Source organism: Archangium violaceum (assembly GCF_016887565.1).
GTDB lineage: Bacteria > Myxococcota > Myxococcia > Myxococcales > Myxococcaceae > Archangium > Archangium violaceum_B.
Window position 1 is genome coordinate 7,920,424 of record NZ_CP069396.1, and the last position, 26,083, is coordinate 7,946,506.

Annotated in this window: 19 protein-coding genes; 6 read left to right on the top strand and 13 right to left on the bottom strand. The window is 68.6% G+C overall.

Features of this window, described 5'->3' with window-relative positions:
- Positions 1-75 precede the first annotated feature (75 nt).
- Both JRI60_RS31505 and JRI60_RS31510 read left to right on the top strand, forming a co-directional pair.
- Positions 76-1,191, top strand: coding sequence for a M35 family metallo-endopeptidase (locus JRI60_RS31505; RefSeq protein ID WP_204219640.1), 1,116 nt, complete (start codon positions 76-78; stop codon positions 1,189-1,191).
- 69 nt (positions 1,192-1,260) lie between these two features.
- Positions 1,261-1,728, top strand: coding sequence for a MaoC family dehydratase (locus JRI60_RS31510; protein ID WP_204219641.1), 468 nt, complete (start codon positions 1,261-1,263; stop codon positions 1,726-1,728).
- 307 nt (positions 1,729-2,035) lie between these two features.
- Here the strand turns inward: JRI60_RS31510 and JRI60_RS31515 are convergent, their stop codons facing one another.
- The 4 genes from JRI60_RS31515 to JRI60_RS31530 form a co-directional block, all read right to left on the bottom strand.
- Complete coding sequence (locus JRI60_RS31515; RefSeq protein ID WP_204219642.1) at positions 2,036-3,154, bottom strand: polysaccharide deacetylase family protein; 1,119 nt, start codon at positions 3,152-3,154, stop codon at positions 2,036-2,038.
- A 38-nt stretch (positions 3,155-3,192) separates the two neighbouring features.
- Positions 3,193-4,944: an NADase-type glycan-binding domain-containing protein gene (locus JRI60_RS31520; protein ID WP_204219643.1), complete on the bottom strand. Its 1,752-nt coding sequence runs from the start codon at positions 4,942-4,944 to the stop codon at positions 3,193-3,195.
- Between the two features lie 181 nt (positions 4,945-5,125).
- Positions 5,126-6,310 carry an aminotransferase class I/II-fold pyridoxal phosphate-dependent enzyme gene (locus JRI60_RS31525; protein ID WP_204219644.1) on the bottom strand — a complete coding sequence of 395 codons (1,185 nt, stop codon included), beginning with the start codon at positions 6,308-6,310 and terminating at the stop codon, positions 5,126-5,128.
- Positions 6,311-6,446: 136 nt separating this feature from the next.
- Positions 6,447-8,012 (bottom strand): glycoside hydrolase family 16 protein, encoded by a 1,566-nt coding sequence (locus JRI60_RS31530; RefSeq protein ID WP_204219645.1) that lies wholly within the window; start codon positions 8,010-8,012, stop codon positions 6,447-6,449.
- Between the two features lie 169 nt (positions 8,013-8,181).
- On the opposite strand from JRI60_RS31530, the gene JRI60_RS31535 reads away from it, so the two are divergent.
- The gene (locus tag JRI60_RS31535; protein WP_204219646.1) at positions 8,182-8,658 is read left to right on the top strand and encodes a hypothetical protein; all 477 of its coding nucleotides are present in this window, start codon (positions 8,182-8,184) and stop codon (positions 8,656-8,658) included.
- Between the two features lie 48 nt (positions 8,659-8,706).
- Entirely contained in the window at positions 8,707-9,291 is a 585-nt protein-coding gene (locus tag JRI60_RS31540) for a hypothetical protein (protein ID WP_204219647.1), read from the top strand.
- Positions 9,292-9,346: 55 nt separating this feature from the next.
- Here JRI60_RS31540 and JRI60_RS31545 read toward each other — a convergent pair whose 3' ends face one another.
- The 8 genes from JRI60_RS31545 to JRI60_RS31580 form a co-directional block, all read right to left on the bottom strand.
- Positions 9,347-11,527 carry a PAS domain-containing protein gene (locus JRI60_RS31545; RefSeq protein ID WP_204219648.1) on the bottom strand — a complete coding sequence of 727 codons (2,181 nt, stop codon included), beginning with the start codon at positions 11,525-11,527 and terminating at the stop codon, positions 9,347-9,349.
- Positions 11,528-11,825: 298 nt separating this feature from the next.
- The gene (cysI, locus tag JRI60_RS31550; protein WP_204219649.1) at positions 11,826-13,523 is read right to left on the bottom strand and encodes an assimilatory sulfite reductase (NADPH) hemoprotein subunit; all 1,698 of its coding nucleotides are present in this window, start codon (positions 13,521-13,523) and stop codon (positions 11,826-11,828) included.
- A 12-nt stretch (positions 13,524-13,535) separates the two neighbouring features.
- On the bottom strand, positions 13,536-15,359 hold the full coding sequence (locus tag JRI60_RS31555) for an assimilatory sulfite reductase (NADPH) flavoprotein subunit (protein WP_204219650.1): 1,824 nt from the start codon (positions 15,357-15,359) through the stop codon (positions 13,536-13,538).
- A complete protein-coding gene (locus JRI60_RS31560; RefSeq protein ID WP_204219651.1) occupies positions 15,356-17,023 on the bottom strand; it encodes a sulfate adenylyltransferase subunit 1 in 1,668 nt (555 codons plus the stop codon). The genes JRI60_RS31555 and JRI60_RS31560 overlap by 4 nt, the downstream gene beginning before the upstream one ends.
- On the bottom strand, positions 17,023-17,940 hold the full coding sequence (gene cysD, locus JRI60_RS31565; protein WP_204219652.1) for a sulfate adenylyltransferase subunit CysD: 918 nt from the start codon (positions 17,938-17,940) through the stop codon (positions 17,023-17,025). Before cysD ends, JRI60_RS31560 begins: the two co-directional genes overlap by 1 nt.
- The gene (gene cobA, locus JRI60_RS31570; protein ID WP_204219653.1) at positions 17,933-18,727 is read right to left on the bottom strand and encodes a uroporphyrinogen-III C-methyltransferase; all 795 of its coding nucleotides are present in this window, start codon (positions 18,725-18,727) and stop codon (positions 17,933-17,935) included. Before cobA ends, cysD begins: the two co-directional genes overlap by 8 nt.
- On the bottom strand, positions 18,724-19,365 hold the full coding sequence (locus tag JRI60_RS31575) for a precorrin-2 dehydrogenase/sirohydrochlorin ferrochelatase family protein (protein WP_204219654.1): 642 nt from the start codon (positions 19,363-19,365) through the stop codon (positions 18,724-18,726). The genes cobA and JRI60_RS31575 overlap by 4 nt, the downstream gene beginning before the upstream one ends.
- A gap of 21 nt (positions 19,366-19,386) precedes the next feature.
- Entirely contained in the window at positions 19,387-20,124 is a 738-nt protein-coding gene (locus JRI60_RS31580) for a phosphoadenylyl-sulfate reductase (RefSeq protein ID WP_204219655.1), read from the bottom strand.
- Positions 20,125-20,530: 406 nt separating this feature from the next.
- On the opposite strand from JRI60_RS31580, the gene JRI60_RS31585 reads away from it, so the two are divergent.
- Both JRI60_RS31585 and JRI60_RS31590 read left to right on the top strand, forming a co-directional pair.
- Positions 20,531-20,932: a VOC family protein gene (locus tag JRI60_RS31585; RefSeq protein WP_204219656.1), complete on the top strand. Its 402-nt coding sequence runs from the start codon at positions 20,531-20,533 to the stop codon at positions 20,930-20,932.
- Positions 20,933-20,947: 15 nt separating this feature from the next.
- Positions 20,948-21,754 carry an MOSC domain-containing protein gene (locus JRI60_RS31590; RefSeq protein WP_204219657.1) on the top strand — a complete coding sequence of 269 codons (807 nt, stop codon included), beginning with the start codon at positions 20,948-20,950 and terminating at the stop codon, positions 21,752-21,754.
- A 21-nt stretch (positions 21,755-21,775) separates the two neighbouring features.
- Here the strand turns inward: JRI60_RS31590 and JRI60_RS31595 are convergent, their stop codons facing one another.
- Positions 21,776-25,906: a protein kinase domain-containing protein gene (locus JRI60_RS31595; RefSeq protein ID WP_204219658.1), complete on the bottom strand. Its 4,131-nt coding sequence runs from the start codon at positions 25,904-25,906 to the stop codon at positions 21,776-21,778.
- Positions 25,907-26,083 lie beyond the last annotated feature (177 nt).

Here is a 26,083-nt window from a genome sequence, read left to right on the forward strand (position 1 = left end):
ACGCCTTGCTAGGGGAGACTCCTTGCCCCGGAAGCACGCAGCAGCAAGCTCCCCCCTGCAAAGGAAGTCGGTCGCATGAGCAAGAACGTTCGAGGCGGATTCAAGTGGATGGCCGGATGGCTCGTGGGTGCGTCCCTCATCGGCGCCTGCGGCGCTCCCGCGGACGATTCCACGATGAACGGGGATGCGCTGGCACGGGAATCCCAGGAGCTGGCCTCCAAGGCCGTGTCGGTGCGGTTGAGCACGGACAAGGCCATCATCGGCGCCAACGAGAAGGCCTCGGTGACGATCACCCTCACCAACGACTCGCGTCACGCGGTGAAGCTGCTCAAGTGGTACACGCCCGCCGAGGGCCTGGAGGAGGAGCTGCTCCAGGTGAGGTTCGCCGGAACGCCCGTGGCCTTCCAGGGCCCGCACTACAAGCGGCCGGCGGCCCAGGAGAAGGACTACATCACCCTGGAGGCCGGTGAGAGCACGACGAGCACGGTGGATGTCGGGGAGGTGTATGACCTGTCGAGGACGGGTCAGTACATCATCCGCTTCACCGTGGCGCCCAAGCAGCTCCACGGCAACGCCGCCCTCCAGGGCGGGACGATCGAGTCCAACGAGGTGAGCCTCTGGGTCGAGGGCCGCACCCTCGCCCAGGCCAGGCCGGGTGACGTGGTGACCGTGGGCAGCATCTCGTTCAGTGGCCGCTGCTCCACCACGCAGCAGTCCACCCTCCTTGACGCCATCAACGCCGCCAGCGCCATGGCGAACGACTCGAACGCCTACCTCACCGGCAATACGCCCTCGGGCACGCCGCGCTACACCACCTGGTTCGGCGCCTTCTCCAGCAGCGGCTGGAGCACCGCGCAGAGCCACTTCGTGAAGATCAAGGACGCCTTCGACACCAAGCCGATCACCGTCGATTGCGGCTGCAAGAAGAGCTACTACGCCTACGTCTACCCGAACCAGCCCTACACCATCTACGTGTGCAACGCCTTCTGGTCCGCGCCCATGACCGGCACGGACTCCAAGGGCGGCACGCTCATCCACGAGATGAGCCACTTCACGGTGGTGGCTGGCACGGATGACCACGTGTACGGCCAGGCCGGCGCCAAGAACCTGGCGCTCACCAACCCGACCAACGCCCTCGACAACGCGGACAACCACGAGTACTTCGCCGAGAACACCCCGTTCCTGCAGTGAGCGGGTTCTGGCGGTGAGCGCGCGGGAGCCCTCCAGACAGGGGGGCCCCGTGCATGCTATGGGCGGCGCATGCCGAACAAGACGCTCATCGACGGACTGGACGGACTCAAGGCACTTCGCGGACAGAAGCTCGGCGCCTCCGAGTGGAAGGAGCTCGCGTACGAGGACATCGCGCGCTTCGCCGAGGCCACGGGGGACTTCCAGTGGATCCACCTGGACCGCGAGCGGTGCAAGCGCGAGTCGCCTTTTGGAGTGCCCATCGCCCATGGGTACTTCAGCGTCTCGCGCATCGCGGGGCTGTTCTTCGAGGTCGTGGACATCCGCGGCTTCGCGCTCGTCCTGAATTACGGCCTCAACAAGGTCCGATTCCCCGCCCCGCTCAAGCTGGGCGCCCGCTACCGGCTGAGCCTCGAGCTGGCCGAGCTCAAGGACATTCCCAAGGGTGTCGAGGCCCTGCTGCTCGCGAGCATCGAGATCGAAGGCGAGTCCAAGCCGGCGTGCGCCGCGGAGGTGCTCTACCGCTACATGCTCGGGTGAGCGCCTCGCGCCTCCACGGAGACCTTGCAGGCGGAGGCGCGGACCACCGGGCTCCGAGGAGAGAATCCCCTGGGAAGAGGGCGTCGCGGCCGCGGTGTTGAAGAGTGCGAAGTGGCCGTGATCCGAAGATTGCCGCACGTGGTCGTCACGCAAGTGCACAGCGCTCGACGTGGACCCACGGGCCGTCAGGCCCAAGGGCCGTCGATTCGAATCATCGTTGAAGGTGCGTGCACCCTCGCAAGCACGGCACTTCCCCGGAGGGGGGCGGAAACGCCCCCCTTCGTCGTTGCGGGCCCCCGCGACTCCCCTACTCCTCGCGGCAATCCACCCAGCTCACGCCCGAGCCACGCGTCTCGCGCCAGATGCGCGGGAGGGCCTCGAGCGCCTTCGGGTGGATGTCGTGGAACAGGATGTTCCCGTGCCGCCACAGCAGCATCAGCGACAGCACACGCCCGGCCGCCTTCGAGCCCGTGGTGCGCGCGTGCCAGTCCTGGGAGTCGATGTTCCACAGAATGCTCTTCATTCCGACGTGTTCCAGGGCCTGGAGGAAGGACGCGTTGCGCTGGCCGTACGGCGGGCGGAACAGCGTCAGCTTCGCCTGACCCTCCGGCAGGCTCTCCGCGAGCCGGGCGTGGAAGGACTCCATTCCCGGCACCGCGCCGGCCCAGGTGACATGGGAGCGGTGCTCCTGTCCGTGCGAGCCGACGCACATCCCCGCGTAGAGCGCCCGGAACTGCTCCACCGAGGTCGCCTTCCGCCGGGACTCGTACTGGGTGCCCAGCAGGAAGAAGGCCGCGTGGATGCCCTCGGCCCTGAGCCGCGTGGTGAGCGTGTCCGTACCGCCGCCCCTGGGCGTGGGGCCGTCATCGAAGGTGAGCAGGAAGTGCCGATCCGGCAGCTCGAGGCCGAAGCGCTCGGAGGACGCCAGCGGGAAGATCTCGCTCGTCACCCTCGGGAACAGCCCCGCCAGCCGGACCTGCTCGTACAGGTAGCCCTGGTGGAAGGGCTTCTGCTCCGCGTACCAGGGCGCCAGCTCCGCCGGCAGCTTCCCGAGGCCCGTCCGCGCGGTGGTGACCAGCGCCTCCCAGCTCGGGGGCACCTGGCCCTCGCAGAAGAGCTCCCCGGCGATACACGTCTCCCGGGCCTTCGCGAAGTTCTCCACCAACACCTTCCGCATCCACGCCTTCCACCGCGCCACCGACGCGGCGTCCCCCGAGGCTCCTTCCCGTGTGTCGGAGTCCGCCAGCGCCTCGACGAACACGGCGAGCTCCGCGCGGGAGGCCACATCGAAGGCGCTGGGAGATTCCAGCGGCCAGGGCCAGTGGGCGCGCTCGGTCACTGACACCTTCAGGCCCGCCGCGTGGGCGGAAGACGCGAGCAGCGGGACGCAGAGGAGCGCGGTCAGGAGGCGGAACGAACGGAACATGGGAAGGGAGTCCTCTCGGAGACGTGCGGGCGGGAGCGCTACCTCGCGACCTCGACGTCGCCCTGCTTGCGCTGCATGCGCAGGATCGCGTCGTCGTAGACCTTCATGGGCCGGTTCTGGTTCGCCCACCAGAAGTTCTGCTCGGCCTGCTTCCAGTCCCCCTGGGCCTCGAAGATGCGCGCGATGTTGTAGTACGAGCTGGCCATCACCCCATTCTTCCCCGAGCCCCGCGCCAGCGCGATCGCCTTGCGGTTGGCCCAGATGGCGTTCGGGAAGTCGCCCACCTTCTGGTACGCCAGCCCCAGGTTGCTGAAGGCCTGCGCGTGCGACGGATCCTTGTCCACCGCCTGCTGGTAGAGCGCGATCGACTCCTTCAGCTTGCCCTGGTGGTAGAGCTGCTCGCCCTTCTTGTTCAGCGACTGCGCGCTGTCCGTCTCGGCCACCGTGCGGCGCGAGCGGGAGATGCGCTCGAGCAGCGCCGGAGGCTCGCCGGTGTACACCTGCACCTCGGCGAGCCCCGTCAGGTCCGAGCCGCCGTACACGCTGACGATCTCCAGCTCCAGCGAGCCGGCGGAGACCGCGGGGGAGAGGTCGAACTCCTGCCGGCCCTTGCCCTTCTCCAGGGTGACGACCTTGCTGTAGCTCCCGAGCGTGAGCCGCACCTCCTTGGGGCACCCGTAGCCGGCCGGCGGCGGAGTCAGCGCCACGCGGCTCACGGACTCCTGCTTCTCGAAGCGCATGTGGAGCCACTCACCGATGCCCTGGCCGGGCACGCCCTCGGCCCACACCGTGTCCGGCGAGCCGTCCACCACGTGGAGCGGCGCATAACGGCTCTCCTCGCCCGCGAAGAAGTCCATGCGGGAGCTGGCGGTCACCCAGCTCGGCGCCTGGTACTGCGTCGCGTCCAGGCCGGTGTCCTTGCCCACCTTCACCCGCACCTCCACGGCGCGGCGGGTGGCATCGTCCTGCGGCCGGGGGCTGCGGTAGCTGACGACGTAGTTCACCGCGACACCGCCCGCGAGCGAACGGACGATCTCCTGGAAGTCGCCCGAGTCCTTGTCGAAGAAGGTGCCGCCCAGCCGCTCCGGCATCCAGTGGTAGGGCTCCAGGTCCGGCCCCACCACGTGCAGCTGCACGCCCTTGGACTGGAGCGACTCCACGACGCCCTGCGCGGTGCGGGAGGTGATCGAATCGCTGGAGTGGAAGGAGGCGTCGGTGACGAGCAGGAAGACCTTCTTGGCGCCCGGCCGGTGCGGCAGCTTCGAGGCCTCCACGAGCGCATCGAGCTGGTTCTCCGGCTCGTCGTCCCCGCCATCCGCCGTCAGCTTCGAGAGCTGCCGTTTGAACGCCTCCACGTCGGAGGTGTACGGAAACACGCGCTCGACGCGATCCGAGTACGAGACGAGCGCGAGCCGGAAGTCGAAGCCGCTGTCGCCGAGGATGTCCGCGAACTGGCGCGAGCGCTCCACCAGGCCGGCGATCTCCTCGCTCATGCTGCCCGTCTGGTCGAACACGAAGACGACGTCCACCGGAGAGGCGGTGGCGGTGCCCTCCTGGCGCTGCTCCTCGAAGGAGACGAGCTCCCCGGGGCTCATGTCCTCGCGCACGGAGAAGGCCTCGCGGGTGAGCCCGCCAATGCGCTTGCCCGTGCCGCGATCGCGCACGTTGACGGTGAGCTTGATGAAGGGGAACTGGCTGCTCTGCGGAGTGATGATGACCTCGGGCGCCGCGGCTCCGGCGGTGGAAGCGGCGAGGCACAGCGAGGCGGCGAAGGACTTGAACCAGCGCATGAGGGCACCTGCGGATGAGGGATACCCTCCCCCAAAGCACGCGGCGTGCCGATGGCCGGGCAGGCGGACGAGCCCAGGAAAGGCTCCTCCTGGCCACGGTCTCGGCCCCTCGGAGGCCAGGCGACGTGGCCGGGCAGCCACATCGCGCGGACCGGCGACCACGGGGCGCGGTCCCCCTGGGCTACGCCGCGCGCTGAGTCAAGATGCCCGAGCGGCCGATGCGCTCGACGGCCTCGGCCAGCCGCGCCTCGCTCTGCACGAGGGCGAGGCGCACATGACCCTCGCCCATGGAGCCGAAGCCACTGCCGGGCACCACGGTGACGGCGGCCTGCTCCAACAGCGCCATGGCGAAGGAGAGACTGGACTCGAAGCCCCGGGGCACGGGAGCCCAGCAGAACATGGTGGCCTTCGGCTTGGGGATGGCCCAGCCCAGACGGTTGAGCCCATCCACCAGCACGTCCCGGCGGCGCTGGTAGGTGGAGGCCATGTCGTCCACGCACTGCCGGGGCCCGGTCAGCGCGGCGACGGCGGCGACCTGGATGGGCCGGAAGAGCCCGTAGTCGAGGTGGGCCTTCACCTCCGCCAGCAGCCCGAGGAGCCGCGCGTTGCCCACGGCGTAGGCGATGCGGGCTCCCGCGAGGTTGTACGTCTTGGACAGGGAGTTGAACTCCAGGCCCACCTCCCTGGCGCCCGGCGTCTCCAGGAAGCTGGGGGGCCGGTAGCCGTCGAAGGACAGCTCGCTGTAGGCGGCGTCATGCAGGATGACGGTGCCGTACTTGCGAGCGAAGGCGACCGCCTGCTCGAAGAAGCCGGGCCGGACGACGGCGGCCAGCGGGTTGCTCGGGTAGTTGAGGATGAGCAGCTTCGCCCGCCGCTTCACGTCCTCGGGAAGGGCCTCCAGGTCCGGGAGGTAGCCGTGCTCGGCCTTCAGGGGCACGGGGTAGAGCTCCGCTCCGGCCAGGACGGGCCCCGCGGTGTAGATGGGGTAGCCGGGGTCGGGCACCAGCACCAGGTCCCCCGGATCGGTGACCGCCTGGGTGATGTGCGCCAGGCCCTCCTGCGAGCCGGTGAGCCCCAGCACCTCGGTGTCCGGATCGAGCGCCACGCCGAAGCGGCGCTGGTACCAGCCGGCCACGGCCTCACGGAAGGCGGGCAGGTCGCGCATCGGGTACCCGTAGTTGCCCGGGTCGCGGATGGCCTGGGCCATGGCCTCGGTGATGTGCGGAGCGGGAGGGAGATCCGGGCTGCCGATGGACAGGTTGATGACGTCGGCGCCAGTGGCGAGCTTGCGTTTGCGCGCCTCGTCCATGGTGGTGAAGACGGCGGCGGCGAGTTTCTCGAGACGCTGGGGCTTGCGCATGGACATGAGCGGCGCCCCCTCTATCACGCCCGGATGGCGGCGGGGGCTCCCGGGTGAACCGGCCCGACCCCGCCCCAGGCAGTCGGAACGTGAGGCAGCCTGGCCGACTGCCCCACGTGCTCAGGTGACCAACGGGGCCGCGTTACTTGAACTGCCAGACCCGGACGTAGTTGATCTCGTACGAGTTGCCCTCGCCGGTCGGCGTGGAGCTGTCAGGGGAACCGCTCGCGCTGCCGAACCACAGGTCCAGGAGCACGTACATCGGCCTGTTGTAGTAGCCGGCGGTATCCCAGTACTTCGGCCCGAGCTGCTGACCGTCGAAGTAGAAGGTGATTCCAGACGGCTCCCACTTCACGGCATACGTATGGAAGCCGGCGGACAGGTCGATGCCGTTCTGGTAGGGCGAGAAGTTCCTCAGCGTCGTCGAGTACGGCTTCTCGTGGTACGTGTAATCCGCGTTGGCCTTGTGCAGCGTGAGGCCGAAGTTGGTCGGGTGCAGGTTGCCATCGCCCCAGCCACTGTCGGGACCACCGCCCGGGTAGGCTTCCATGATGTCGATCTCGGGGCGATCGTCCCCCGGGTGGGCGTAGAGCCAGAACGCGGGCCAGACTCCCCTGCCGATCGGCAACTTCGCCTGCATCTCGAAGTAGCCGTACGTCTGGGAGAACTTGCCGTCGGTGTCGATGGTGCGGTCGACGAACCCGGCGGCCGGCCAGATCTTCAGCGAACCGTTGCTGACCTTGTAGTTGATGACCGGATCGGAGCTCTTGTACCAGATGTGGTCGTTCCACTTGCTGGTGCTGAAGCCGCTGTCGAACTCGTCGGAGAAGGTCAGCTGGTACGCGTTCGCGTCCTGCCCGAGTGGTCCACCGGAGTTCTGCGAGGAGCCCGTGACGGTGAGCGTTCCGACGATGTAGCGGAGCTCGCCATCGGCGGTGACGCCACTGCCCGGCGTCAACGGGACGCGGTCGTTCGGCGAGGCCATGGGATAGAGGCCCACGCGGATCGTGTACGTCCCCGCGGCGAGGCTCGAGGGAAGGGTCTTGCTGACATTGTAGGCAATGGCGCCGCTCCACACGGAGGTGGCGACGGGCGGCAGGTGGTCGGCGTTGAGCGTGGAGTGCTGCACGCCGTTCTGATCGACGAAGTGGACGAAGACGTAATAGTCCGCGGCCATCGGCACGGCGTTGAACCGCATCGCCAGCGTCACGTTCTGCCCCGGCTGCGCGGACAGGCTCGGATTTCCGAGCTGAAGCACCTGGGTGGTGGACGGCTGCTGGCCGACGGTGAGCGTTCCGACGGCGTAGCGGAGTTGATCGTCGACGGTGACGCCAGTCCCCATCGTCAACGGCACGCGGTTCCACGGCGAGTGGTTCTGGTAGAGCCCGACCCGGATTGTATAGGTGCCCAGCGGGAGCGACGCCGGAATCGACACGGTGCGGTTGTAGGCGACGGAGCCGCTCCACTTGGAGGTACCGACGGGCGGCAGGTGGTCGGCGTTGAGCTCGGAGCGGTGCACGCCGTTCTGGTCGATGAAGTGGACGAAGACGGCGTAGTCCTCAGCCAGCGGTACGGCGTTGAACCGCATCGCCAGCGTCACGCTCTGCCCCGGCTGCGCGGACAGGCTCGGCGTTCCGAGCCGAAGCACCGTCGACTGGGCGGCTCTCGCCTCCGGGCTCAGCGCCAGGAGCAGGAACGCGAGCAGCACCGTGGATATGGCCTCAAGACGTAACCTGTGTGGTCTCATGCGATCTCCCTCGTGTGGATGCAAATCAGTTCGATGTTATTACTGAATTACCAATTTAACCGTCAGTAAAGCTCTTTCAGCTAAACTGCGATTGCTGAGGCAACTCGCATGCGGAGAAGAGGGAAGACTCATGCACGGCTGGAATGCACCCGCCACACGAGGAATCCTGCTGTCCCTGGCCCTCTTGGGCGCAGTCCTGCATGCGTGTGTAGGCGGCCATATCCCGCCTTCCACGTTCCAGTTCACCAACATCGTGCCCCTTGTCGGGACAGAAAGAAGTGGATGGAAGGTCGCCCAGGTGATCGTCCTGATGGGCAGGATCTCCCGCCTCTTTCCTGAAGCCGCGACCTGTGAAGTCGAGGTGGGCGTTCCGGAAAGAAACGTGCACGGGCTCGTAACGGACGAGTTCGCACAAGTGGCGGCCGCCAAGGCGGCGGACGAGACCGCACGCATCGTCCTGCGGGAGCAGCAGCCAACCGCCCTGGCCTGTAATCAGTTCAGAAAACACATGCAGAGCATCTTGGGAGACCGGAACTTTGGCTCCATCCCTGGTGCCAGGGTCACCGGATTCCTGGAGGTGGGCGTCCCCAGGACGACGTTTCCGTGAGAACGGAGGACTCCTCGTGCCTTCGAGACAGTATGAAACCGCCCCCATATGAAACCGGAATTGGAGGCCGGCGCGCTCGTCCGGCTCGTCCACAGTTACTACCCGGCGGGTATCGAGAAGGAAGATCCCCGCTACACGGACTCGGAAGAAGCCCAACGTCTCAGGACGCTGCTCCAGGCCCATGCGGCGGGGACACCGGCCTGGAAGAGCTTCGTTCAGCGACTGCGGGGAGAATTCCCGGCCTGCTCCATCTGGGACACGACCGTGCCCCGGCATGATCCCTGTTACAGCTGCCGCGTGTCCCAACCGGGATTCGTGTCAGGCGACCCTATCTGTGAAGACGTCGTCTGCCTGCTGAGTCAGCTCGCACCGGTGTACGCCCTCTACGCGTCCCATACGGAGAAGACGACCCCTCCCGAGCGCAGGGGCTGGTTCGGCTTTCCGCCGTTTCCCCCCGAGTACCAGGCGCACGAAGCGAAGCTCGCCGGACTCATCGAGTCCACTTTCGGCTTCACCCGCCTGTCCAACGACATTCTCTTCACCCCCGTGCCGGATCTCGTGCCACGAACGGCCAACTTCGGGTTGGGTGAAGCGCAGCTCATCGACTGCCTCTTCACCACGCACCGTTGGTAGGCACGATGTCCGTCTTCATCCGAGGGATGCGCACGGCCCGGAACATCCTCCGGGCTCACGTGTCGGGGTCGTCCTTCTCCCGCGTGGGCAGGAGCAGGGTGAAGGTGGTGCCAACGCCCGGCTCGCTGCGCACCCGCAGGTCTCCGTCCATCTTCTGGATGAGGGAGAGGCTGATGGACAGCCCGAGCCCGGAGCCAGAGCCCACCGCCTTGGTGGTGAAGAACGGATCGAAGATGCGCGGCAGCACCTCGGGAGGAATCCCGTGGCCGGTGTCCGAGATGTCGATCCGCACCCACTCCTCTTCCCTCGAGGTGCGAACTCCGAGGACATGCCGCCGCGACGCCTCGGGCCGCATCGCCTGGGCGGCGTTGACGACCAGGTTGAGGAAGACCTGGCTGAGCCGTCCCTCGCTGGCGAGCACCGGAGGCAGCCCCTCCTCGTACTCCTTGCGCACCTCCGCCGCGTGCTTCAGCGCGTTGTGCGCCATGCGCAGCACGAAGTCGAGGCAGGCGTGCACGTCCACGGGCGCCAGGTCCTCGCCCGCCGTATGCGAGAAGAAGCGCATGTCTCGCACGATGTCCCGGATGCGCCGGCCTCCGTCCAGACTCTCGGCGATGACGTCCTTCGCCTCGGAGAGCATCTCCACCAGCCGCGGCGGAAGCGCTCCCGGTGCCGACAGATCCTTCTCCAGCTCGTCCCGCCACTCCTGCAGGAAGGAGAGGTTGGAGAGCACATAGGAGGTCGGGTTGTTGATCTCGTGGGCGATGCCCGCCGCCAGCGCGCCCATCGAGGCGAGCCGATCGTTCTGGAGCGTCTGCTGCTCGAGCCGCCGCTTCTCGGTGAGATCATGCCCGACGACGAGCAGGAGCCGGTCCGCGCCAGCCACCTGCAGCGAGGCGGAGATGTCGAAGGCCACGCGCCCCGCGGCGGCCGAGCGCAGTCCCTGCTCCGACAGACGGACCGTGCCGCGGACACGCAGATCCGACAGCGCCCGGCGCAGGGCCTCGCGCTCGTTCTCCGGGGCGAGCAGCTCGAAGAAGGTGCCGACCAGCTGCTCCCGCGACAGCCCCAGCAGCCGCTCCGCCACCGGGTTGACCTCCTTCACCCGTCCCTTGTCGTCCAACAGGAAGACCGCGTCACCCGAGTACTCCATGAGCTGGCGGGTGCGGGCCTGTGCCTCCTGCACCTGCGCCTCCAGGTGGGCGGCGTGCTGCTCGACGAGCCTCTTGGCTTCCTGGAGCACGTTCTCCTGGCGCCGGCGCTCGCTCAAGTCGATGTAGATGCCGAGCACCCCCCTCACCGTCCCATCCGGGTTCTTCAGCGGCACCTTGCTCGTCATCACCCACGACTCCCGCCCGTCCGGGGTCCGGATGGTCTCCTCGTAGCCGAGATGGGGGACGCCCGACTCCATCACCTCCCGGTCACCCCGGCGGAAGAGGTCGGCGAGCTCTCGCGTCAGGTAGGGCATCTCCAGGTCCGTCCTCCCGATGACCTCTTCCGGTGAGGACACGCCCATGTCGCGGGCGAACTGGTGATTGCACCCCAGGAAGACGCTGTCGCGGTCCTTCCAGAACACCGAGTGGGGAATGTGGGCGAGGACGCTGGAGATGAGCGTCTGCTGATCCTGCATCTGGCGCTCCATGCGCTGGCGCTCGCGCATCTCCATCTGCAGGTACGAGTTGAGCGAGCGCATCCGCTCCTGGGACTGCTCCAGCTCGGCATTGCGCTCCTGAGCCACCCGGAGCTGGGTGCGCAGGTGGATCTGCAGCTCGACCTGGCGCTTGAGCCCGAGCAGGCCACGGCGCTGGGCCTCGCTCAAGGTCCGCGGGCGCCGGTCGATGACGCAGAGGGTACCGAGCGCATGGCCCTCCTCCGTCAGGATGGCAGCACCGGCATAGAAGCGGATGAAGGGCTCGCCCTGGACGAGCGGGCTGAAGGCGAAGCGCTCATCGGCCCTCGCGTCCTCGACGAGGAAGACGCCCTCGCGCTCGATGGCATGGGTGCAGAAGGAGATGCCGCGCTCCGTCTCGCTCACCCCCGACAGCCCGACGTTCGCCTTGAACCACTGGCGAGACCTGTCCACCAGACTCACGAGCGCGATGGGGGTACCACACAGCTCCGCGGCGAGCCGCACGATGTCATCGAAGTCGGGCTCGGGGGGTGTATCGAGGAGGCTGGAGCGCTCGAGCGCCAGCAGCCGTTGCGCTTCATCTCTCTTCGGGGCAGGCGGTGGCATGGAGGTTTCGTGAGGGACTGTTGCAGCATAGAAGGAAGCTCCCCCACAAATGGTTCGGCCATGAACCATGCCTGCTTCCTCGCGCATGTAGGCATCAGCGCCACAGGCGTGCAGTCATCTTGGACAACAGCCAACCTTATTATACTTCCAGCATACCGGCCGCCCTGGCGCTCGTCAGGCCGCCCTCTTACCGCGACGGCGAACGCCTTGAGCCCCCTGAAAAGGGAAAGGCCCTGCTTCCTCACCGGGAAGCAGGGCCTTTTTCGGCTGGAAGCACCGCGTCGTGACTCGCGTTCGCCTATGCGGCCGGAGCACCCAGCGGTGGGGCGACATGGCCCGCGCGAACGGTGAAGTCGCCGAATCCCTCCCCGGCCTTCCTGTCGCGCGCATACGCGGCGAACAGCGGCTCCAGGGCCTCCAGGATGCCCGCCTCGTCGACGTTCTCGCGGTACAGGCGGTTGAGGCGCTGGCCCCGCACGTCGCCACCGAGGAAGAGGTTGTAGCGGCCGGGCCCCTTGCCCACGAGGGCGATCTCCGCGAGGTACGGCCGGGCGCATCCATTGGGGCAGCCGGTGATGCGCAGGAGGAGGTTCTCCTTCTCCAGCCCATGGGCCGCGAGGCGCTCCTCCAGCAGGCCCACCACGCGCGGCAGGTAGCGCTCGGCCTCGGCCATCGCCAGGGCACACGTCGGCAGGGCCACGCAGGCGAGCGCGTTCTTGCGCAGGGGGCTGGCGCGCTGGGTGCGCGTGATGCCATGCGTCTCCAGCAGGGCCTCGATGGCCGGACGGTCCGCGGGAGCCACCCCCGCGATGATCAGGTTCTGGTTGGGCGTGAGCCGGAAGTCGCCCTTGTGCACCCGGGCGATCTCCCTCAGCCCCGTCAGCAGCCGCAGCTCCTCCCGGTCCGCCACTCGGCCACTCTCGACGAACAGCGTCAGGTTCCAGCGCCCGTCATGACCCTGGAGCCAGCCGAAGCGATCGCCGTTGTGCTCGAACACGACCGGGCGCGCGGGCTGCAGGGAATAACCCAGACGCTTCTCCAGCTCGGAGACGAACCAGGCGATGCCGCGATCCTCGATGGTGTACTTCAGGCGCGCGTGCTTGCGGCTGGTGCGGTCGCCATAGTCGCGCTGCACCTTCACCACGTTCTCCGCGACCTCGAGCAGCTGCTCGGGGCGGATGAAGCCAATCACGTCCGCGAGCCGGGGGAAGGTCGCGTTGTCACCGTGCGTGGCGCCCATGCCTCCGCCGACCGCGACGTTGAAGCCCACCAGCTCCCCGCCCTCCAGGATGGCGATGAAGCCCAGGTCCTGGGAGAACACATCCACGTCATTGAGGGGCGGCACCACGATGGCCGCCTTGAACTTCCGGGGCAGGTAGGTGGGGCCGTAGATGGGCTCCTCCTCCTCGACGCCCGCGACCTTCTCCTCGTCCAGCCAGATCTCGTAGTAGGCGCGAGTCTTCGGACGCAGGTGCTCGGAGAGGCGGATGGACCACTGTTGCACCACCTCGTGGGCGCGCGAGTCCACGGGGTTGGGGTTGCACATCACGTTGCGGTTGACGTCACCGCAGGCGGCGATGGTGTCCAGCAGCGTGGCGTTGATGCCCGCGATGGTGCGCTTCAGATCGGTCTTGAGCACGCCATGGAGCTGGAAGGCTTGGCGCGTGGTCAGCCGCAACGTCCCGTTCGCATGGGTGCGGGCCAGCTCGTCCAGGGCGAGCCACTGCTTCGGCGTGCACACGCCGCCCGGCAGGCGGGTGCGGATCATGAAGCTGTAGGCCGGCTCGAGCTTCTGCAGCCGGCGCTCCTCGCGGATGTCGCGGTCATCCTGCTGATAGCTGCCGTGGAACTTGATCAGCTGGGTGTCGGCCGGGGCGATGGCGCCCGTGACCGGGTCGGCCAGGCTCTCGACCAGGGTGCCACGCAGGAGACGGCTCCGCGCCTTGATGTGCTCCACCTCGCTCAGCGCGGGGGGCGACGGGTTCTTGCTGCTCATGGTGTTCCTCACTCAGTAGACGTCGCGCAGGTAACGCTGCTGCTCGCGCAGGGACTCGAGGTACGCCTTCGCGTCCTCGCGGCTCTTGCCGCCATGGGTCGCGATGACATCGATCAGGGCCTCGTGGACGTCCGGGGCCATGCGCTTGGCATCGCCGCAGACGTAGAGGTGGGCACCGCCCTCCAGCCACGAGTGGAGCTCCTGGCCCTTCTCGCGCAGGCGCTGCTGCACGTAGACCTTCTGGCCCTGGTCTCGCGAGAAGGCGAGATCCAACCGGTGCAGCTGCCCCTTCTTCAGGGCCTCCTGCCATTCCGTCTGGTAGAGGAACTGGGAGCGGAAGTGCTGCTCGCCGAAGAAGAGCCAGTTTCGGCCGCTCGCCCCCGCCTCCGCGCGCTCCTGCACGAAGGCGCGGAACGGAGCCACGCCCGTACCGGGGCCGATCATGATGACGTCCCGGCTCGGGTCCTTGGGGAGGCGGAACCGCTCGTTGGCCTCGATGAAGACGTTCACCGTGTCCTGCTCGGCGGCGCGCGTCGCCAGGTATTGCGAGGCGGCGCCCACGTGGCGCGTCCCGAAGGCCTCGTAGTCCACCACGGCCAGCGTGAGGTGGACCTCCTCCCCTACCCGCTTCTGGCTGGAGGCGATCGAATAGAGCCGGGGCGTCAGGCGGCGCAGCGCGCCCACCAGCTCCTCCGCCGTCCACTTCGCGGGCCAGGCGCGCAGCAGGTCGATGACCTGATGGCTGGCCAGCAGCTCGCGCAGGGCCTCGCCGCCCTCCGGCGTGAGCAGGCGCTGCAGCTCCCCGCTGCCGGAGCGAGCCGCGTGGCTCGACAGGAACGGGCGGCTCAGGCGGGTGATCTCCAGCTCCTCCGTCAGCCACCGCACGAGCGGCAGGACGCGCCCCTCGCGCGTCACCTCGGTGGCGCCCTCCAGCCGCAGCTCGGAGAGCACCGCCGCGACGAGCTCCGGCGGATTCCGGGGCAGCACCCCGAGCGCATCGCCCGGCTCGTACTTCAGGCCCGAGCCCTCCAACGACAGCTCCAGGTGGCGGACGTCCTTGAGGGCTCCACGCCCGGTGATGCGCTGGTTGGCCAGCACCAGGGAGGGATAGGGATTCTCCCGGCTGAAGGTGGGCGTCACCGGCACGCTGCGCAGCGGGGTGACGGTGGCCAGCGAGGTCCGCGGCCCGAGCTCCGTCCGCGCACGCTCCAGGGCCTCGCCCAACCAGGGCTCGGCCACCGGCTCGAAGTCCACGTCGCAGTCACCGCGCGCCAACAGCCGCGAGGCCCCGAGCTCGGCGAAGCGCTCGTCGAGGACGCGGCCGATCTCGCAATACTTGGGGTAGCTCGAATCGCCCAGCGCCAGCACCGCGAACCGGAGCTGCTCGAGCCTGGGGGCGCGCTTGCCCACGACGAAGTCGAAGAAGCCGCGCGCGTCGTCGGGGGGATCGCCATCCCCCTGGGTGCTGATCACCACGTACAGGAGCCGCTCGTTCTTCAGCTCGCGCTGAGGGTACTCGCTGGCGCGGAAGGTGCGCACCGCGAGCCCCGCGGCCTCGGCCCGCTGCTTGAGCCGCTCGGCGAGCAGCCGGCTGTTGCCCGTCTGGGTGCCGTAGATGATGGTGAGCGAGCCCTGGGGCGAGGCCTCCACGGCCGGCGCGGGCTGGGTGGCGGTGACGGGCACCTGCCGGGCGGCGAGCCCGGCGAAGTACCCGCTCAACCACGTGAGCGAGGAGGAATCGAGGCCCTCGATGAGGCGCTGCACCAGCGCGCCCTTCTCCTCGCCCAGCGACGTGGCCAGGGAGGGGATGGAGGGGGCATTCACGGGAGGAGTCACGGCGTCGTCTCCTGAGCGGCCAGGACCTGCTTCACCTGGTGCTCCAGCTCCTGGGAGGGCTCCAACTCGAGCCAGGGGATGCCGGCGTCGCGGAGCTGCTCACGCAGTCCCAGCCGCGCCTGCGGAACCGGGGTGTAGAGGATGGCGAGCAGCCCGGCCTCGGCCAGCGAGAGGGCGGCCTCCGCGTCGCCACGGACGGTGGCCACGTGCCGGCCCAGGTCGAACAGCGCCCGCTCGAGCCGCAGCGCCCCCTCCTGGACCTCCGGGGTGCCGGCCAGCACGAGGACCGCACCGGATTGCCCGAGGCGCTTGCGCCGCTCCTCGGCGGAGATGAGGGAGCGGGACTCCCGGCTCCCGGCGCCTTCCGACTCCGCGGGCCCGAGGATCATCCCCGCGGCGACCGTGTCGTTGGAGAGCGGGTCGACGAGGATGAAGGCTCCGGTCTTCCGGTTGTCCTGGTAGGGGTCGCACACCAGCGGGCGCTTGCAGACGAGGCGGACCTTGCCGATCTCGTTGAGCGACAGGGACTGGGCGGGGACCTCGGACAGGTCCTCCAGCTCCTTGCGCCAGAGCACCTGCTCGACGTGGGCCGGGACGTACTTCGAGGTGTGCTTCACCAGGTACCGGCGCGAGCCGTCCAGGGGCTTCTCGCCGAACCACACCAGCATGGCGTCCAGGTGCTGGAGCACCAGCGGGGACTGCCCGGCGTGCGCGATGAGGTCTCCCCGGCTGACGTCCACCTCGTCGGTCAGACGCAGGGTGACGGAGGACGGCGCGCTGGCCTCCTGGAGGCCCCCGTTGAAGGTGTCGATGGACGCGATGTGCGTGCGCCGCTTGGAGGGATGGATCACCACCTCGTCGCCCACGCGCACCGTGCCGGAGGCGATCTGCCCGGCGAACCCGCGGTAGTACAGGTCCGGCCGCAGCACGTACTGCACGGGGAAGCGGAAGGCCGCGCCGTCCAGCCGCCGCTGGTGCGGCAGGGACTCCAGCCACCCCAGGAGCGTCTCGCCGTCATGCCACGGCGTACGGGCGCTCGGCAGGGTGATGTTGTCCCCGGCGCGCGCGCTGATGGGGAAGAAGCGGACCTGCTCGAAGCCGAGCGTGCGGGCGAACTCACCGAACTCCGTCGCGAGCCGATCGAAGACGGCGCGATCGAAGTCCATCAGGTCCATCTTGTTGATGGCCACCGCGAGGTACGGAATGCGCAGCAGCGAGGCGATGTACGCATGGCGCCGCGTCTGCGGGAGGATTCCCAGGCGCGCGTCCACCAGGATGACCCCCGCGTCGGCCGTGGAGGCGCCGGTGGCCATGTTGCGCGTGTACTGCAGGTGTCCCGGCGTGTCGGCGACGATCACCTTGCGCCGGCGCGTGGAGAAGTAGCGGTAGGCCACGTCGATGGTGATGCCCTGCTCGCGCTCGGCCCGGAGCCCATCGGTGAAGAGCGAGAAGTCGATCTCCTCGCCCGCGCTGGCGCGCTTCACCGCGGCCACCTGGTCCTCGAAGAGGCCGTTGCACTCGTAGAGGAGGCGGCCGATCAGCGTGGACTTCCCATCGTCCACCGAGCCCACCACCGCCAGGCGCAGCAACTCCTTCTCGGAGTGATCGGCGAGGAACCGTTGAACGTCTTGATTGCTGTCCTTCAACTGCTCCGCGGCGGTCATTAGAAGTACCCCTCGCGCTTCTTCAGCTCCATCGAGCCTTCTTCGTCGTGATCAATGAGACGGCCCTGGCGCTCGGACACGCGGGCCTCCAGCATCTCCGCGATGACGTCCTCGACCGTGGTGGCCGAGGACTCCACCGCGCCACTGAGCGGGTAGCAGCCCAGCGTGCGGAAGCGCACCCGCTTCTGCACGGGACGCTCGCCCGGACGCAGCCGCATCCGCTCGTCATCGACCATGATCCACATGCCATTGCGGTTCACCACCGGGCGCTCGGCGGCGAAGTACAGCGGGACGACGGGGATGCGCTCCTTGAGGACGTAGTGCCACACGTCGAGCTCGGTCCAGTTGGAGAGAGGGAAGACGCGCATGCTCTCGCCCGAGTCGATGCGGCCGTTGTAGAGGTTCCACAGCTCGGGGCGCTGGCGCCGCGGCTCCCACTGCCCGTGACGGTCGCGGAAGGAGTAGACGCGCTCCTTGGCGCGGGACTTCTCCTCGTCGCGCCGGGCTCCGCCGAAGGCCGCGTCGAAGCCGTTCTCCGCGAGGGCCTCGAGCAGCGACTGCGTCTTCATCGCGTGGGTGTACTTCTGGCTGCCGTGGTCGAAGGGGTTGATGCCCTCGGCGAGCGCCTTCTTGTTCTGGTGCACGAGCAGCTTCAGCCCGTGCTTCGCCGTGAACTGGTCGCGGAACGCGTACATCTCCCGGAACTTCCAGGTGGTGTCCACGTGCAGGAGCGGGAACGGCAGCGGGGCCGGATGGAAGGCCTTCCGGGCCAGGTGCAGCAGCACCTGCGAGTCCTTGCCAATGCTGTAGAGCATCACCGGGTTGGCGAACTCGGCGGCCGTCTCGCGGATGATGTGGATGCTCTCCGCCTCCAGCACCGCGAGGTGCGAGAGACGAGCGGAAAGGGTTTCACTCATGACCAGCCTCTGCCTTCAGGAATTGCGCGTACTCGGACATCACGGGTGCCGACCGGGACAACGAGGGGAGCTGGGAACGGAGCGAGACGACCTCGCCCACCACCAACAGGGCCGGAGAGCCGACGGCGGCCTCGCGGGCGCGAGCGGCGATGCTCGCCAGGGGAGCCTCGATGACCCGCTGGTGCTCCCAGGTGCCCGCCTCGACGATGGCGGCCGGGGTATTCGCGGAGCGACCGGCCGCGATGAGCGCCAGCGTCGCCTCCTCCAACCGGCCGCCCGCCATGAACAGCACGAGCGTCTCCGCCCCGGCCAGGTGCGCCCAGTCCGGCGCCTTCCCGGCCCGATGCCCGGTGGCGAACGTCACCGAGCCCGACACGCCCCGGTGGGTGACCGGAATGGCCGCCGCCGCCGGAGCCGCCACGCCGCTGGAGACGCCCGGCACCACCTCGTAGGGGATGCCCGCCGCCTCCAACGCGAGTGCCTCCTCGGCGCCACGGCCGAAGACGAACGGATCCCCGCCCTTGAGCCGCACCACCATCCGCCCGAGCCGGGCCTGGGAGATGAGCAGCGCGTTGATCTCCTCCTGCGCCACCGACTCTCCCCCACCCTCCTTGCCCACGAACAGGAGCCGGGCCCGAGGCCGCGCGTGCTTCAGCACCTCCGGATGGATGAGACGGTCGTAGACCACCGCCTCCGCGTCTCCGAGCAACCGGGCCGCCCGGAGGGTGAGCAGACCGGGATCTCCGGGCCCCGCTCCCACCAGATACACCTTGCCGTGCTTGCTCATGTCGTCTCTCCAAAACTCTCGAGCGCGGCGCGCACGCGGGCCCAGGCGGCCTTGCGCTGACCGCGCGCCAGCAGCTCTCCGGCCTCGCCCTCCACCAGTTGCTTCAGCAGCCGCATCCGCTCGGCACCGCACGGCAGGCGCTTGCGCAGCCACCCACTGAGCCGGGCGATCTGCACGTGGCCGGGCCCCACCTGCGCCAGGAACCGGCGCCGCAGCTGCCGGGCCAGCGAGGGGGACTGCCCGGAGGTGGAGACCGCCACGACGATGGGACCGCGCCTGCCCACCGAGGGCAGCGTGAAGTCACACAGCTCGGGGATGTCCGCCGCGTTCACCCAGACTCCGAGGGCCCGCGCCTCCTCGGCCACGGCCTCGCTCACCTGCCTGTCATCCGTGGCCACGAACACGAGCTGCTGCCCGTGGACATCACCCAACGTGTAGGCACGCTCCAGCAGCTCCAGGCGGCCCTCGTCCGCGAGCCGGCGGAGGGCCGGGCTCACACGAGGCGCCACCACCCGCAGCCGCGCTCCCGCGTCGACGAGCTGCTGGCCCCGCTCGTCCGCGATGTTCCCCGCCCCGACCAGGAGGACCCGCTTGCCTTGCAGGCGGAGGCAGACGGGGAAGTCCACGTGCGTGCTCATGACGAAACCTCGAGTCCCGGGCTAGCGGCGGACATGCAACCCGCACTCGCGATTCTCGGGGGACTCCCACCACCAGCGGCCGGCGCGCTCGTCCTCGTAGGGGCGCACCGCGCGTGTGCAGGGGGCGCACCCGATGGAGGGGTAGCCCCGGTCGTGCAGCGCGTTGTAGGGGACGCCGTGCGTCTTCACGTACTCCCACACCTCACGGGAGGTCCAGCGTGTCAGGGGGCTGACCTTGACGAGCCCGTGCGTGGCATCCAGCTCCACGCTCTCCACCGAGGTGCGGGTCACCGACTGCTCGCGGCGCAACCCCGTCACCCAGGCCTCCCGCCCGGCGAGCGCGCGCCGCAGCGGCTCCACCTTGCGGATGCCGCAGCACTCCTTGCGCTCCTCGATGCTCTGCTTGAAGGAGAAGTACCCCTTGGCGGACTCGAGCGCCTCGACGCGCTCGCGCGCCGGGAAGAACGTCTCGATCTCCACGCCGTAGCGGCGGCGCACCACGTCCATCACCTCGTACGTCTCCGGTGGGAGCCGGCCGGTATCCAGCGTGAACAGGCGCACGCTCGGCGCGTGCGTGCGGGCCAGATCGATGAGGACCATGTCCTCCACGCCGAAGCTGGAGGCGATGGCCGCGCGCGCGCCGAATCGCCGCTCGACCCAGGCGAGCACCACTTCGGCGGGAGCGTCACGCAGCTCCTCCGCCGCGGTACGCAGCTCTTCCGGCGAGACACCGTGGGATGACTGGAGGGACGAGGACATGGGGGGCCCGGGGGGGAAGAAGGCAAAGCGGAGCCGGTCGCCTCTGGCGAGGACATGCCGGGACAAAGGGATATAAAGACAAGCGGCCCGACTCCTCTTCCGAGGGCGGGCCGCGAGTCAGGGACGAATCAAGTAGTCACTTGCTCCTCGACAACTCGGCACCCGCTGACTGGCTGCCGGAACACATCCGACAGCATCGACACATGACACGTGCGGTGACTGTCGAAGGGTGGAGCGTCATCGTGGTTCCTTAGTAACGCTGGTCGGCGTCATCCGTCAAGATGGACATCGCGCCAATATGGCGGATGCCTTCCGGGGAGTGCCCTCGGGGGTGACCCTCGCGGTTCTTTGACACTGGAGAACGGGCTGACTAGAAGCCCTGACTCCCACCCACTCCGGAGGTCATGTGATTCAGCGTGTCACCCACGTCACCGTGTACGTGAAGAACGAAGACGAGGCGCTCGCCTTCTTCACGAGCAAGCTGGGCTTCAAGAAGCAGTCGGACAGCGAGATGGGCCCGGGAGGGCCTCGCTGGATCACCGTGTCGCCGGCCGGCCAGCCTGACTTCGAGATCACCCTCTTCAATCCCTCCACCTGGTTCAAGGGCGAGGAGGCGAAGACGGCCACGGAGCAGATCGGCCGACAGGCCATGATCATCCTCGCCAGCGACGACATCGAGGCCGACCACCGTGCCCTCACCGCCGCGGGTGTCGCCGTCGAGGGACCGGTTCGCGATCTGCCCTGGGGCCGGGACCTCGTCTTCAAGGACCTCTACGGCAACAGTTACAACCTGGTGCAGTCGAAATAGGGCATAAAGGGCTCCGTGCCCACCCTGACGTCCCTCACCATCTATCCCCTGAAGTCGTGCGCGGGTCTGCCGCTGACCCGCGCCACGGTGGAGCCGCTCGGAATCCAGCATGACCGCCGGTGGATGGCGGTCCGCTCGGATGGCTCCTGCATGACCGGACGGGAGTTGCCCGCGCTCGTGCGCCTGCGTGCCGTCCCCGGGCCGACGGGTCTCCAGCTGTCGGCGCCGGGCATGCCGGAGCTCCTGGTGCCTCTGCCGCCGGCTGACGCGCCCCGCCTCGACGTCACCGTCTGGAAGGACACCTGCTCCGCCGCCCGCGTGGCCGCCGAGGCGGACCGCTGGCTGTCCGAGTACCTGGGGCAGCCCGCGGTGCTCGTGCACGTGGATGCGCGGATGAACCGCCCGGTGGATCCGACGTACGCCACCCCGGATGACCGCGTCGGCTTCGCGGATGCCTATCCCCTGCTGCTCATCTCCCAGGCCTCGCTGGACGACCTGAACCAGCGCCTGGCGAGCCCCGTCCCGATGGCCCGCTTCCGTCCCAACCTCGTGGTGGCGGGCTGCGGTGCCTTCGCGGAGGACGGCTGGAAGCGGCTGCGCATCGGCACCGTGGAGCTGGACGTGGTGAAGCCCTGCGACCGCTGCGTCTTCACCACCGTGGATCCGGAGACAGCCCGGGCCGATCCCCAGCAGGAGCCGCTGCGCACGCTCGCCACCTACCGGCGCATGGGCCCGAAGAACAAGGTGATGTTCGGCCAGAACGTCATCGTGCGGCGTCCGGGAACCATCAGCGTGGGAGACGTGGTGGAGGTCCTGGAGTAGGCCGGAACGGAGGGGAGTCCCTCACGCGGAGACTCCTTCCCGCCCGCCCTCCCGGAGTTGCTCGAGCAGCAACCGGGCCTCGTGGAGCTCCTTCACGTCGAGGTCCGGCGCGAATCGGCCACAAAGACGCGCCAATCTCCGCGGTGCCGCCTCCGGGTGTGCCATGTCCGGCTGTCGTGCCAGGGCCAGGGTGGCCCGCAGCTCGAAGAGACTGGCACGCTGCCGCCGGGCCACGGCCAGGGCCCGGAGCAGACAGCACCTCGCCTCCGCCTCCCTCCCGTCCGCTCGGAGCAGTTCCCCGTGGATCCGGTGGAGTTCGGCCTCGAAGAAGCGCGCCCCCGTCTCCTCCGAGATCCTCAACCCCGCCTCCACCGCGGACAGTCCTTCCTCCACCCGCCCCAACTCCAGGTATACATCCGCGAGCAGTCCGAGGAAGTAGTGCATGAAGGCCTTGGAGCCCAACTCCTTCAGCTGATCGATGCCGCTCCGCATGGCCTCGAGCCCCTCCCGCGTCCGCCCCAGGCGCGTCAACGCCCAGCCTCGGAGTGCCCTGCCTCCCGCCACCAGGGGTTGGAGCCAGATACCGGAGGCGAGCCCGAGTCCCTCCTCGCTCAATCGCAGGGTGCCCCGGGCATCTCCGTGGAGTTGATGGATTCCGGCCGCATGGATCAGTGCACAGACCCGATTGACGGGATGGCCCCGGCCACGGGCCAGCGCGAGCAGCTCGTTCATGCACTGTTGGGACTCGAGTGGCTGGATGCGCAACACGTAGACGAAGGACTGGATCACCAGATCGTCCACCCGCTCGGTGGACCAGAGCTTCTCGTCGAGGACACCGTTCAGCGCACTCCTCGAGCTCATGAGCCACGTCACCTGCTCGCGATAGTCCAGGGCCCTGTCGAGCTCTCCTTTCTGGAAGCACAGGGTCGAGAACATCCGGTAGCCCTGGGCGATCAACTCCGGGCTCTTCCGCCGTTGGCCCAGCAAGAGCAGCTGCTCGGCCAGCTCCTGCATCCTGTCGAACCGCCCCGTCATGGAGAAGTAGGCGCCCAGTCCCATCCAGAGCAGCTCGAGCTGCGGAACCACATCCCCCATCTGGCGGAACAATTCCAGCACGCGAGCATAGGTCCGCTCCACTTCGGGAGAACCGTAGCCCTTGATGTCCATCAGCAGGATGCCGAGGCTGTTCAACAGCCGCAGCTCGTCCCCCTGGTACGCGCGGCGATCCGGAAGGTGGCGCAGCAGCGCCAGCGCCTGCTGCGTATGGGAGAGCGCTTCCAGACTCGCCGAGCGCACGATGGCCATCTGAGCGGCCCGCTCCCAATGAGGGAGGGCCACCGCGTACTCACCCGCCTCCGTGTAGTGGTGGGCGAGCACCTCGGGCCGCGCGCTCACCACGTCCTGGAACCGCTCCACCAGGGCCTGGGCCACGCGCCGGTGGTGCTGCCTGCGCGAGCTGCGCGGCAGTGACTGGTAGGCCGCCTCCTGGATGAGCGCGTGGCGGAACTGGTACGCGTCTCCGCCGGGCTCCTCCCAGGAGCGTTGCAGCAGCCCCGCCGAGACGAGCCCCGCGAGGTCCTCCTGGAGCAGGGCCTCGTCCCGGGCGAGGAGCTGGGAGATCAGCGCGTGACTGAAGCCGCGTCCCACCACGGCGCACAGCTGTGCCAGGGCCTTCTGCCGGGGCGGGAGCGCATCCAGGCGGGACAACAGCAGCTCGCGCAGGGTCACGGGGATGGGGGGCAAGTGCCCGCCGGGCTCCCGCTCGAGCACCAGGCGCGTCATCTCCTCCACGAAGAGGGGGATGCCGTCCGTCTTCGCCACCAACTGGGAGACCGTCTCCTCCGGAAGGCTCCTGCCACGAGCGAGTCCCCGCACCAGGGCCACCGTGGACTCCGACGACAGCCGGTCGAGCACGATCGGATGGAACCCCAGGTGTGGCGGCCAGGACGGCTGGAATTCAGGACGGGCACTGAGGACGACGAGGAGCCTCGCCTTCGAGATGTGCTCGCTCAGCAGGCCGAGCAGCTCCAGCGTGGAGGGGTCGGCCCAGTGGAGATCCTCGACGACGAGCAGCACCGGCCGCTCTTCCGCCATCCGCAGGAACAGGAGCCGCAGCGCATCGAGCACCATCCGCTTGCACTCCTTCTGGTTCTCCAGAGCGGCCAGGCAAGAGTCATCTCCGGTACAGGGAGCGGCGAGGAGCACGGAGATCTCCCGCCACAGCTTCGGAGGAACGCCGAGCGCCATCAACCGCGCATCCACCTCGCTCGGCTTCTGCCGCTGGAGCGCGTCCGATCCGAACTGGAAGAAGCACCGCAGCAGCTCGATGAGCGGGGAGAAGGCGCTGTTGCGGAACTGCCACCAGCACTGGCAGCGCAGGCGGTAACTCGACTCTGGAGACACCCGCTCCCATAACTCCTGGATGAGGCGGGACTTGCCAATACCGGCCTCCCCGCTCAGCAGCAGGCATGCGCCAACCCCATCGCGAGCCCGCGTCCAGAAGCCCCGCAGCCGCTCCAGCTCGCAATCTCGCCCCACCAGCGGCGAGAGGCCCCCCGCCACGAGCGCCCGCTCGAACCGGGACGCCACCCCTCGCTCGCGCAGCACGCGATACGTCTCCACGGGCGGAAGTCCGATCGGCTCGGACTCGAAGGCCCCCCGCACGAGCCTCCAGGTGGTGCCGCTGAGCAACACCGTGCTGGCACCCGCCTGCCGCGACAGGGAGGCCGCCACCCTCGGGGCCTCGCCCTGGAGGGCGGGCAGTCGCCCCTGTCCGTCCAGGGAGAGCGCGTCGAACACCACCTCATCCGTGTGGATGCCCACCCGCACGGCCAGCCCAGGGTGATCCAGGTGCCGGGATTCCTCCTGGAAGGCCCGGGTCAACTGGAGCCCCGCGCGGACCGCGCGCTCCGAGTCGTCCTCCCGGGCCGTGGGGTAGCCGAAGCAGGCCAGCATCTCCTCACCGATGGAGAGGGCGATGGCGCCTTCATACCGCTGGATGATGTCCGCGCAGCGGCGGTGGAAGGCCGCATGCCGCTCGCTGGCGTCCTCGGGATCGAGCCACCCCTCGTTGCTGGAGGAAGTCACGAGCGTGCAGGACACCAGCGTCACCTGCCGCCGCTGGGGAGGCACGAACTTCGGCGTCTCGCGCCAGGGCCCGAGCGAGTCCTCCAACCGGCGCAGCCACGTCCGCAGCTCGGACGCGCTGCCCAGGCGCCGCGCGGGCTCCTTGACCAGCAGGGCGGCCACGAGCCGCTCCACCTCCTCGGGGAGCTCCGGGACGCGCTCGCGCACGGCAGGCACCGGCTCGGGAGACAGCACCCGTTCCCGCAGCTCCTGGAGCGAGGTGAACGGATAGGGAAACTCCCCCGTGAGCATCTCGTACATCAGCACGCCCGCCGCCCAGAGGTCGGTCCGCGCGTCCTGCTCTCCTCCCCGCCACTGCTCTGGCGCCATATAGGCGGGCGTGCCGGCCGTGGGCAGGTGGGGAACGATCGGGGAGCTGCTGGACATGAGGTGCGCCAGCCCGAAGTCGAGCAGCTTCACCCTGCCGTCGCGGGTGAGGAGGACATTGCTCGGCTTGAGGTCGCGGTGGACGATGTGGTGCGCGTGGGCATGGGCCAGACCCGCGGCCACGGCGTCCAGGATCTCCAGCGTCCGCCGAAGGCCCGGCCTGCCCCGCCGCAACACCGAGGTCAGCGACTCCCCCTCCAAGCACTCCATCACCAGGAAAGGAACGTTGGGCTCCCACGGCGCGCCTCTCCACTCGGAGACATCGAAGAGCCGGACGATGTTCTCGTGATCGAGCTGGGCAATGGCCCGGGCCTCCTCCCACAACCGGGAGCCCGACAGCTGCCCGGCCCGCGCGCTCCGGGGCAGCAGGAACTTGAGGGCCACCTCGCGTCGAAGCTCGACGTCCCGGGCCCGGAAGACGCGTCCCATCGCGCCTCCGCCCAGCTCCTCGAGAATCTCGAACCGGCGCCCCTCGCCTCCTCCCATCCGCGCTCCGGGCAGGGGCACCCGGAGCAGCGCATCCGCATGGGCCACCTCGCGCAGGAAGGAGTCCTCGAAGTCCCCCTCCTCCTCGGAGACGGAAGCCTCTGACGGGGGCACGTCCCCCTGCTCGCTCTCCCGGATGTATTCCTCCTTCATCAATCGCCCCCATGCCGTGCGTGCACCCTCCTCATGGGTAACGGCGAGTCATCAAGAGGACTGAAAGAATTACCCCCCTTCCGGAAGCGGTCCCGGTCTCCCGGGCTCCTCCTTCCTCTCGATTCGAGGCCATACCGAGCGCCGGGAGGGCTGGCACGCCGCATGCTGTACGGACTG

Coding starts and splice junctions, on each gene's coding strand:
- JRI60_RS31505 (WP_204219640.1), top strand. CDS start 76: ATGAGCAAGAACGTTCGAGGCGGATTCAAGTGGATGGCCGGATGGCTC.
- JRI60_RS31510 (WP_204219641.1), top strand. CDS start 1,261: ATGCCGAACAAGACGCTCATCGACGGACTGGACGGACTCAAGGCACTT.
- JRI60_RS31515 (WP_204219642.1), bottom strand. CDS start 3,154: ATGTTCCGTTCGTTCCGCCTCCTGACCGCGCTCCTCTGCGTCCCGCTG.
- JRI60_RS31520 (WP_204219643.1), bottom strand. CDS start 4,944: ATGCGCTGGTTCAAGTCCTTCGCCGCCTCGCTGTGCCTCGCCGCTTCC.
- JRI60_RS31525 (WP_204219644.1), bottom strand. CDS start 6,310: ATGTCCATGCGCAAGCCCCAGCGTCTCGAGAAACTCGCCGCCGCCGTC.
- JRI60_RS31535 (WP_204219646.1), top strand. CDS start 8,182: ATGCACGGCTGGAATGCACCCGCCACACGAGGAATCCTGCTGTCCCTG.
- JRI60_RS31540 (WP_204219647.1), top strand. CDS start 8,707: ATGAAACCGGAATTGGAGGCCGGCGCGCTCGTCCGGCTCGTCCACAGT.
- JRI60_RS31545 (WP_204219648.1), bottom strand. CDS start 11,527: ATGCCACCGCCTGCCCCGAAGAGAGATGAAGCGCAACGGCTGCTGGCG.
- cysI (WP_204219649.1), bottom strand. CDS start 13,523: ATGAGCAGCAAGAACCCGTCGCCCCCCGCGCTGAGCGAGGTGGAGCAC.
- JRI60_RS31560 (WP_204219651.1), bottom strand. CDS start 17,023: ATGACCGCCGCGGAGCAGTTGAAGGACAGCAATCAAGACGTTCAACGG.
- cysD (WP_204219652.1), bottom strand. CDS start 17,940: ATGAGTGAAACCCTTTCCGCTCGTCTCTCGCACCTCGCGGTGCTGGAG.
- cobA (WP_204219653.1), bottom strand. CDS start 18,727: ATGAGCAAGCACGGCAAGGTGTATCTGGTGGGAGCGGGGCCCGGAGAT.
- JRI60_RS31575 (WP_204219654.1), bottom strand. CDS start 19,365: ATGAGCACGCACGTGGACTTCCCCGTCTGCCTCCGCCTGCAAGGCAAG.
- JRI60_RS31580 (WP_204219655.1), bottom strand. CDS start 20,124: ATGTCCTCGTCCCTCCAGTCATCCCACGGTGTCTCGCCGGAAGAGCTG.
- JRI60_RS31595 (WP_204219658.1), bottom strand. CDS start 25,906: ATGAAGGAGGAATACATCCGGGAGAGCGAGCAGGGGGACGTGCCCCCG.